This window comes from Pseudokineococcus sp. 1T1Z-3 (assembly GCF_037482365.1).
GTDB lineage: Bacteria > Actinomycetota > Actinomycetes > Actinomycetales > Quadrisphaeraceae > Pseudokineococcus.
This window is the reverse complement of the sequence record NZ_JBBHZF010000026.1, coordinates 108,170-117,026: the sequence shown is the minus strand read 5'-3', so window position 1 is coordinate 117,026 and position 8,857 is coordinate 108,170. Positions and strand designations below refer to the sequence as shown.

At 76.8% G+C, this 8,857-nt stretch carries 5 protein-coding genes and 1 pseudogene; all 6 read right to left on the bottom strand.

What is annotated here, in order from left to right:
• A pseudogene (locus WDV86_RS12610) lies at positions 1 to 1,384 on the bottom strand (hypothetical protein); the annotation flags it as partial.
• A 525-nt stretch (positions 1,385 to 1,909) separates the two neighbouring features.
• On the bottom strand, positions 1,910 to 2,482 hold the full coding sequence (locus WDV86_RS12605) for a GNAT family N-acetyltransferase (RefSeq protein ID WP_339567986.1): 573 nt from the start codon (positions 2,480 to 2,482) through the stop codon (positions 1,910 to 1,912).
• Between the two features lie 151 nt (positions 2,483 to 2,633).
• Positions 2,634 to 3,071 carry a nucleoside-diphosphate kinase gene (gene ndk / locus WDV86_RS12600; RefSeq protein WP_339567985.1) on the bottom strand — a complete coding sequence of 146 codons (438 nt, stop codon included), beginning with the start codon at positions 3,069 to 3,071 and terminating at the stop codon, positions 2,634 to 2,636.
• A 181-nt stretch (positions 3,072 to 3,252) separates the two neighbouring features.
• Positions 3,253 to 3,660 (bottom strand): DUF4233 domain-containing protein, encoded by a 408-nt coding sequence (locus WDV86_RS12595; protein WP_339568570.1) that lies wholly within the window; start codon positions 3,658 to 3,660, stop codon positions 3,253 to 3,255.
• Positions 3,660 to 5,264: a bifunctional folylpolyglutamate synthase/dihydrofolate synthase gene (locus WDV86_RS12590; protein WP_339567984.1), complete on the bottom strand. Its 1,605-nt coding sequence runs from the start codon at positions 5,262 to 5,264 to the stop codon at positions 3,660 to 3,662. The genes WDV86_RS12595 and WDV86_RS12590 overlap by 1 nt, the downstream gene beginning before the upstream one ends.
• Positions 5,261 to 8,617 carry an isoleucine--tRNA ligase gene (gene ileS, locus WDV86_RS12585; protein WP_339567983.1) on the bottom strand — a complete coding sequence of 1,119 codons (3,357 nt, stop codon included), beginning with the start codon at positions 8,615 to 8,617 and terminating at the stop codon, positions 5,261 to 5,263. Before ileS ends, WDV86_RS12590 begins: the two co-directional genes overlap by 4 nt.
• Between the last annotated feature and the right edge of the window lie 240 nt (positions 8,618 to 8,857).

Below are 8,857 nucleotides of genomic sequence, written 5' to 3'. Positions count from 1 at the left end.
GCTCGTCCTGGCCCTGCTCGTCCTGGCCCTGCTCGTCCTGGTCCTGCTCGTCCTGGCTCGAGCCGTCCTGGTCCTGCTCGTCCTGGGGGCCCCCTTCGGCGTCCTCGGCCCTCGTGCCCTCGCCCGCCGGCGCTGCGGCGTCCTCCCGCTCGCCGTCCTGGGCCTTCGGGCCACCTCGGCGACCGCGCGAGCGGCCGCGACGCTCGCCCTTGCCGAGCTCGTCGAGAGCGGCGGCCAGCGAGGCGGTGGGGTCGCGGTCCGCGTCCTGCTCGACACCCGCCTCCTGCTCCTCTCCGCCCGTCTCGTCCGCCCCGGCGGCGGGCTCGACGTGCACGGGCGGCCCGGCGGCGCGCGAGGCCGCACGACGGCGCCTCGGCGCCGCGGTCGCGACCGGCGCCTGGAACAGCGCGGCGGGGACGGCAGGGCCGTCCTGCCCGGTCGGCTGGTCGGTCGGCTGGTCGGTCGGCTGGTCGGTCGGCTGGTCGGCGTCGGCCTGCGTCTCGGCGTCCTCGGCGGGGACGTCGTCAGGGCCAGACGCCTCAGGCTCCCCGGCGTCCGTCGGTGCGGCGCTGCCGTCGCCGACGTCCGACGGCGGGGCGGCCGCGGACGTCTCCTCGACCAGCGCAGCGGCCCGCGAGGAGGTCTCCTCGGCCGGCTCGCCCGGGGCGTCGGGCGAGTGGCCGGGTGCGGCGGCGAGCTCGGCGGCGAGCGCGGCCTGGGCGGCGCTGCGCTCCGGCGCCGACCGACCACCGGACCGGCCGGAGGCCGTGCCCCCCGCCCGGGAGGCGCGACGGCGCCGCGTGGTCGGCCGCTGCTCGGCGGCGCCGTCGTCGGCGGACGCGTCGGGGGCCTCGCTCGGTGCCGCCTCGCCGTCGGTCACCGCGCCGTCACCCGGCTCGGCGGCATCACCCGGGTCGGCGGCGTCACCCGGCTCGGCGCTGTCGCCCGGCTCCGCGCCCGTCGGCCGTGCGTCTGCCGGACCGGTGGCCGCCGGAGCGGCGTCGGCGCCGGTCGAGGTGGCGTCGTCGGCAGCGGCCGGCGGCTGCGCGGCGGTGGTCGTCGCCGGGGGGCGGGCCGGGCGACGGCGCTTGGCGCGCGGCGGCGGGGAGGTGTCGATGCTCGCCTCGGGGACGGCGAGCGCCGGTCCGTCGCCGCGGCCGACGTCAGCGGCGCTCGCGACGCTGCTCCCCTCGTCGGCCACCTCGCCCGGGCTGACCTGGGCGTCCGGGGCCGCGGGCGGTCCCGCGGCGCGCGTGGCCGCGCGGCGGCGTCGTGGCGCTGCCGCGCTCGACCTCGTCGTGCCGGTGCTGCCTCCCTCGTCGCGGGGCGGCGCGTCTGCGGCGCCGGTGGGGCCGTCGGTGGTGCTGTCGTCGGTCGATGCCACGGGGGCGCTCCCGTCCACACGGCGCGCGCGTCGCACCTGCGCGCGCCGGGTGTTCCTCGTCACCCGTGGGTGACGGAAGTCGAGTGGTGCTCCCGGGCCTCGCTGCACGTGCACCCGGTGCCGGCAGCCGGTGCCGGGCGGCCCAGGTCGGACGAGCCGTGCCGACGGTCTGCGTGACCGAGCGAGCGCGCGCGGAGGGCCCGAGCGCCGACGCTGCCCTGCTCCGGCCGGTCGTGGATCCGCCACGGCTGCCGGGCCCTCCTGGGGGCGACCCCTGCGCCTGCCGAGGCGTCGTGCGTCCGGCGGCGCGAGGTCGGTCGTCCCGCGGAGTGCGGTGAGGACGTCGTCGGGTCGAGCAGCAGGTGCGACGTGCTGCACGACCGGGGCGAGTATCGCACAGCGACCCCCGCCCGACCCGGCCCTGAGGCGACCGGCGTCCGGCCACCGCGCGACGCCGCCGCTCAGCCACGTCGGGACCCAGCGACGTCGGGACCCAGCGACCTCGAGACCAGCCGGGCCGCCGGGTCAGTCGAGCGGGTGCAGGTCGAGAGGGTGGACGAGGTCGTCGAAGCCGTCGCCGTCGTCCTCGCCCTCGGCCCGCTCGAGGGGGTGGACGAGCAGCTCACGGGCGTCGCGGAAGCCGAGGCGGCGGTAGAGCGGAGCTGCACGAGAGCTGCCGGGCGAGAGGACGACGCGGACGAGGTCCTGCTCGCGGGCGCCCCCGAGGGCGGCCTCGACGAGAGCCGTGCCCGTGCCGGCGCCGCGGTGGTCGGGGAGCACGAAGAGGCCTCCGAGGTAGCCCCACGCGGTCGGGGCGGCGGCGGGACGTGGCAGCCGCTCGTAGCGGAGCAGCCCGACCATGCCGACGGGCAGGCGCAGACCGGCCGGGCGGCCGCCGTCCGCGCCGCCGCGGGACTCGGCGAGCCAGAAGGTGCGCTGGTGGGCCTGCGCCCGGACCCACGCGCTGAAGCGGCGCCCGAAGTCGTCGTCCTGGGGCGCCGGGCCCTCCCCCGCGGCGGACGCACGGCGCAGGAGCGCCAGGGCGGCGACGTCACCGGCGGCCTCGAGCACCGCGGGGCGCACGCGCACGGCGGTCACGGCTGCTCCCCCGCGAGGGCGTCGAGCGGTGGCATCGCGACTCTCCCAGGCAGGGTGCGGCGGACCTCGCGAGGCTACCCCCGCGGCGGTGGCCGCCTCCGCCAGCAGGTCCTGGTCTGCGGGTGTCGGGGCCTCGGTCTCGGGGGTGGTCTCAGGAGGAGGGGAACCAGAGCGCGATCTCGCGGGCCGCCGACTCCGTCGAGTCCGACCCGTGCACGAGGTTCTGCTGCACGGAGAGGCCCCAGTCCCGCCCGAGGTCGCCGCGGATGGTGCCGGGGGCGGCGGTCGTCGGCTCGGTCGCGCCGGCGAGGCTGCGGAAACCCTCGACGCAGCGCTGGCCCTCGACGACGGCGGCGGCGACGGGCCCGGAGGACATGAACTCGACCAGCGGCTCGTAGAAGGGCTTGCCCTCGTGCTCGGCGTAGTGCTGGGCGAGGACGTCGCGCGTCGGCACGCGCAGGTCGAGCTCGACGAGCCGGTACCCCTTGCCCTCGACCCGGCGCAGCACCTCGCCGACGAGCCCCCGGGCGACGCCGTCGGGCTTGACGAGCACGAGCGTGCGCTCGACGTCGGTCTGCTGGTCGGCCATGGGAAGTCCTCCGGTCGTCGTCGGCCGGCGTGCCGGCGCGGCGGCTCGGCCCGGCGGTCGCCGGGCCGCGGGGAGCCTAGCGACGGCGTCCCCGCCCGGCCTGCGCGCGCCCTGCGAGGTCGACAGGCGCGGCCAACCCCCGGCGCGCCGACCCGTGCCGACGCTCCGCTGCCCGGGCGGGTCAGTGCCGGCGCGGCGGCGGGGCCTCGGGGGCGCCGGGGGGCGGACGGCCGTCCTCCCAGGTGTCGGGGTGGCCCCACTGCTCGACGAAAGCGGCGCGGTCGGCGTCCACCCTGCGCCCCAGGCGCAGCATGAAGAACCACAGGACGACGAAGAGCCCGCCGAGGACGAACATCGCGGGCAGCACGAGGCCGCCGAGCACGACGAGCACCTGGAGGGCCCAGCCCAGAGCCAGGCCCCCCGGCCGGCGCAGCAGGCCCGACGCGAGCACCAGCGCGACGACGAGCCCCAGGCCTCCGCCCCACACCAGACCCGTCGGGACGTCCGAGAGCTGGTGCGCCGCGAGCACGGCGAAGAAGACGAGGAAGGCCTCCAGCACGAGCACCGCGGCGGCCAGCCGAGGCGTCATCACCGCCCTCGACCTCCGGGGCGGCCCACCGCGCCACCCGGTCCGCCGGCCGGACCGTCGTCGTCGAGGTCGTCCTGCTCCAGCGGCTCGCCCTCGTCGTCGAGGGGGTAGCCGAGGATCGTCAGCGGGTCGCGCTCGTCCTCCTCCACCTGCCCCTCGGTGCCCGGGTCCCCGTCCTCGCCGGAGGCCGCGCCACCCCCCGCGGCGCGCACCCTCCCGGGCGCGTCGACGGCCGGCGCCCCCAGCAGCTGGCGCGCCTCGGCGGCCACGGTGACCGAGCCGGTGACGAGGACGCCGCCGCTCCCCTCCCCCGAGGAGCCGACGTCGGCGAGGTCGACGGCGAGCGCGAGCGCCTCGTCGAGCCGCTCGGCCACGTGCACCCTGTCCTCGCCGAAGACCTCGCGCGCCAGCTCGGCGAGCTCCTCGACCTCGACCGCCCGCGGCGAGCTGGACCGGGTGACGACGACCTCGGCCAGCACCGGCTCCAGCAGCGCGAGGACGCCCTCGGCGTCCTTGCCCTGCAGCACGCCGACGACCCCGACGCCGTACGCCACGGCGAAGGCCTCCTCGAGGGCGTCGACGAGCCCCGCGACGCCGGCCGGGTTGTGCGCGGCGTCGACGAGCACGAGCGGCGAGGGCCGCAGCACCTCCAGCCGCCCGGGCGAGGCGACGTCGGCCATCGCCGCCTCCAGCACGCCGCCGTCGACCGCACGCTCGCCGCCGCCCAGGAGGGCCTCGACGGCGACGACCGCGAGCGCGGCGTTGTGCGCCTGGTGCGCGCCGTGCAGCGGCAGGAACACGTCCTCGTACCGCGCGGCGAGCCCCTGGACGGCGATGACCTGACCGTCGACCGCCACGGTGCGCCCCGCGAGGGCGAAGTGCTCGCCCTCGGCGACGAGGCGGGTGCGCAGCGACGCGGCCCGCTCGGCGATCACCGGCAGCACGCCCTCGGGCTGGCGGCCCACGACGGCGATGGCGTCGCGCCGCAGGATCCCGGCCTTCTCCCCCGCGATCGCCTCGACGGTGTCCCCGAGCAGCTCGGTGTGGTCCAGGGAGATCGGCGTGATGACCTGCACGGCGGACTCGACGACGTTCGTCGCGTCCCACGTGCCCCCGAGCCCGACCTCGACGACGGCGACGTCGACCGGCGCCTCGGCGAAGGCCGCGAAGGCCATGACGGCGAGCGCCTCGAAGTAGGTCAGCGGCACCTGCCCGCGCCCGCGCAGCTCGCCGTCGACGAGGGCGAGGAACGGCGCGACGTCCTCGTGCAGGTCGGCGAAGGCGTCGTCGGCCAGGGGCACCCCGTCGACGCTCACGCGCTCGGTGACGCTGTGCAGGTGCGGGCTCGTGAAGCGCCCGGTGCGCAGGCCGTGCTCGCGCAGCAGCCGCTCCGCCACGCGTGCCGTCGAGGTCTTGCCGTTCGTCCCGGCGACGTGGACGACCGGGTAGGCCCGGTGCGGGTCGCCGAGCAGCTCCAGCGCCCGGCGCACGGGGTCCAGCCGCGGCTGCACCGAGCTCTCGGGGGTGCGGGCGAGCAGCTCGGCGTGCGCGGCCCGCAGCCGCTGCGCCGGCGACCCGGTCGAGGACGGCGTCGGCGCGCTCACCGGGCCCCCTCCGGGACGCGCCCGACCTGGGCGGGGACCCGTTCCACCCGCACCCGGACCCTCACGTCGTCCCCGACGCTCCCGTCGGAGATCCCGCCCGCCGGGTCCTCCGGCGCGTCGGCCAGCGCCCCGGCGGCCCCACCGAGGTCGCGGGCGGCGGCGAACGTCACCGCCCCGACGCTGTCGGCCAGCACCTCGCCCATGAGCAGACCCTGGTGGGTCATCACCGCCTGCCACACCGCCTCGTCGCCGAGCACGGTGAGCCGGATCCGCTCCCCCACCGCCAGCCCCGCGTCGCGGCGGGCCTGCTGCACCGTCCGGACGACGTCGCGCGCCAGCCCCTCGGCCGCCAGCTCGGGCGTGACCTCGGTCGAGAGCACGACCCACCCGGCCCGCCCGGGCAGCAGCGCCGTCGCCGTCCCCGGCGCCTGCTCGCCGACCACCCGCTGCACCTCGTACTCCCCCTCGACCAGCTCGACGCCGCCCGCGACCACGGTGCCGTCGGCGCGGACCTCGACGTCGCCCGCCTTGGCCGCCCGCAGCGCCACCTGCACCTGCTTGCCCAGGCGCGGCCCCGCGGCGCGGGCCAGCACGACGACCTTCTCCTGCACCCCCGTGGTCGCGTCGGCGACGTCGACGAAGGTGACCTCGCGGACGTTGACCTCCTCGCGCACGAGGTCGGCGAAGCCCGCCACCTCCGCGGCCCGCTCGACGACGACCTCCAGGCGCGCCAGCGGCAGCCGGGTGCGCAGCCCGGCGCCCTTGCGCAGCGACGACGCCGCCGAGCAGACCGCCCGCACCCGGTCCATGACCGCGACGAGGTCGCCGTCGTGGGCGAGCCCGTGCCCGCCCTCGGCGAGCGGGCCGGGCACCGGCCAGTCGGCCAGGTGCACGCTGCGCCCGCCCGTCAGGCCGCGCCAGACCTCCTCGGTCGTCAGCGGCAGCAGCGGCGCCGCCACCCGGCACACCACCTCCAGCACCCGCGCCAGCGTGTCCATCGCGGCGGCGTCCTCGGCCCAGAAGCGCGCCCGCGAGCGCCGCACGTACCAGTTGGTGAGGACGTCGACGTACTCGCGCACCGCCTCGCAGGCCCCGGCGAGGTCGGCGACGTCCATCGCCGCCGTGACGTCGTCGACGAGCGCCGCCGTCCGCGCGACGACGTAGCGGTCCAGCGGGTCGGGCGAGGCCTCGGCGTCCAGCCGCGCCTCGCGGCCGGCTCCCTCGTCGGCGCTGTTGGCGTACAGCGCGAGGAAGGACCACGCGTTCCACAGCGGCAGCAGCACGGCGCGCACGCCCTCGCGGATGCCCGCCTCGGTGACGACGAGGTTGCCGCCGCGCAGCACGGGCGAGGCCAGGAGGAACCACCGCATGGCGTCGGAGCCGTCGCGGGCGAAGACCTCGCCCACGTCCGGGTAGTTGCGCAGGCTCTTGGACATCTTCTGGCCGTCGTCGCCGAGGACGATGCCGTGGCTGACCACGCGCCGGAACGCCGGCCGGTCGAACAGCGCCGTCGCCAGCACGTGCAGCGTGTAGAACCACCCGCGCGTCTGGCCGATGTACTCCACGACGAAGTCGCCCGGGTAGTGGTGGGAGAACCAGTCGGCGTTCTCGAACGGGAAGTGCACCTGCGCGAAGGGCATCGAGCCGGAGTCGAACCAGACGTCGAGCACCTCCGGCACCCGGCGCATGGTCGAGCGGCCGGTCGGGTCGTCTGGGTTCGGCCGGGTCAGCTCGTCGACGTACGGGCGGTGCAGGTCGGTCGGACGGACGCCGAAGTCGGCCTCCAGCTCCTCCAGGGAGCCGTAGACGTCCGTGCGCGGGTAGGCCGGGTCGTCGGAGACCCACACCGGGATGGGGCTGCCCCAGAAGCGGTTCCGGCTGATCGACCAGTCCCGGGCGCCCGCCAGCCACTTGCCGAACTGGCCGTCCTTGACGTGGCCGGGCACCCACTCGACCTGCTGGTTGAGCTCGACCATGCGGTCGCGGACCTTCGTCACCTCGACGAACCACGAGGAGACGGCCTTGTAGATCAGCGGGGTCCGGCACCGCCAGCAGTGCGGGTAGGAGTGCACGTAGGAGTCCGCGCGCAGCAGGTGCCCGGCCTCGCGCAGCCGCCGCGTGATCGGCGTGTTGGCCTCGAAGACCTGCTGCCCCTCCAGGCTGGGCACCACGGAGGTGAAGCACGCCCGGTCGTCGACCGTCACGACGGTGGGGATGCCGTGCTCGGCGCAGACCCGCTGGTCCTCCTCGCCGTAGGCCGGGGCCATGTGCACGACGCCGGTGCCGTCCTCGGTCGTCACGTGGTCGCTGGGGACGACGACGAAGGCCCGCTCGGTGCCGAAGACGTCGGCGTCGGTCAGGTCGTCGAACAGCGGGGTGTACCGCCGCCCGACGAGGTCGGCGCCCGTGAGGCGTGCCACGACCCGCGCCTGAGGCTCCTCGCCGAGGTCGAGCGCAGCGGCGTAGGCGCCCAGCCGCGCCGCCGCGAGGACGTACCGCTCCCCCGCCCCGCCGTCGGCGGCCTGCGGGCCGGCCTCGACGACGACGTACTCGACGTCGGCGCCCACCGCGACGGCGAGGTTGCTCGGCAGCGTCCAGGGCGTCGTCGTCCACGCCAGCAGCCGCTCACCGGTCTCCAGGCCGAACCACACGGTGACCGCGGGGTCCTGGCGCTGGGCGTAGACGTCGTCGTCCATCCGCAGCTCGTGCGTGGACAGCGGCGTCTCGTCGCGCCAGCAGTACGGCAGCACCCGCTGGCCCTGGTAGACGAGGCCCTTGTCGTGGAGGGTCTTGAAGGCCCACATCACGCTCTCCATGTAGGAGAGGTCCAGGGTCTTGTAGTCGTGCTCGAAGTCGACCCAGCGGGCCTGGCGGGTGACGTACTCCTGCCACTCGCCGGTGTAGCGCAGGACGCTCTCGCGGCAGGCGTCGTTGAAGACGTCGACGCCCATCTCCAGGACGGCGCGCCGCCCCCCGATGCCCAGCTGGCGCTCGGCCTCCAGCTCGGCGGGCAGGCCGTGGCAGTCCCAGCCGAAGCGGCGCTCGACCCGGCGCCCGCGCATCGTCTGGTAGCGCGGGACGGCGTCCTTGACGTAGCCGGTGAGCAGGTGCCCGTAGTGCGGCAGGCCGTTGGCGAAGGGCGGGCCGTCGTAGAAGACGTACTCGTTGGCCCCGTCGACGCCGCTCTCACGGGCCTGGACGCTGGCGCGGAAGGTGTCGTCGGACTCCCAGTACGCGAGGACGCGCTGCTCCAGCCCGGGCAGGTCCGGAGAGGACCCGACACCGGGCTCGGGCGTGCCGGAGCCAGGACGGTGGCCAGCGCTGGCCTTGGGGTAGACGCCTCGTGCGCTCATCGGTACCTCCTCGCCCCGGGCGCGCGCGGCGCGCGCCTGGCCACGAGGACGAGGGCCCGGCGTCCGGCCGGTGCTCCCGCGGTACCACCTCGCTTGCCCCGCGTCACCCCCCGGTCGGTCCCGGTAGGCGGCGCGACGCCGCTCGTCTGCCAGCGGTGACGGGCTGGTCCCGTCCGGGTCTACTAGGGCCCGCCCTCACGGGGAGGGTCATGACCTGTTCTTCCGGAGGCTCACCGGTGA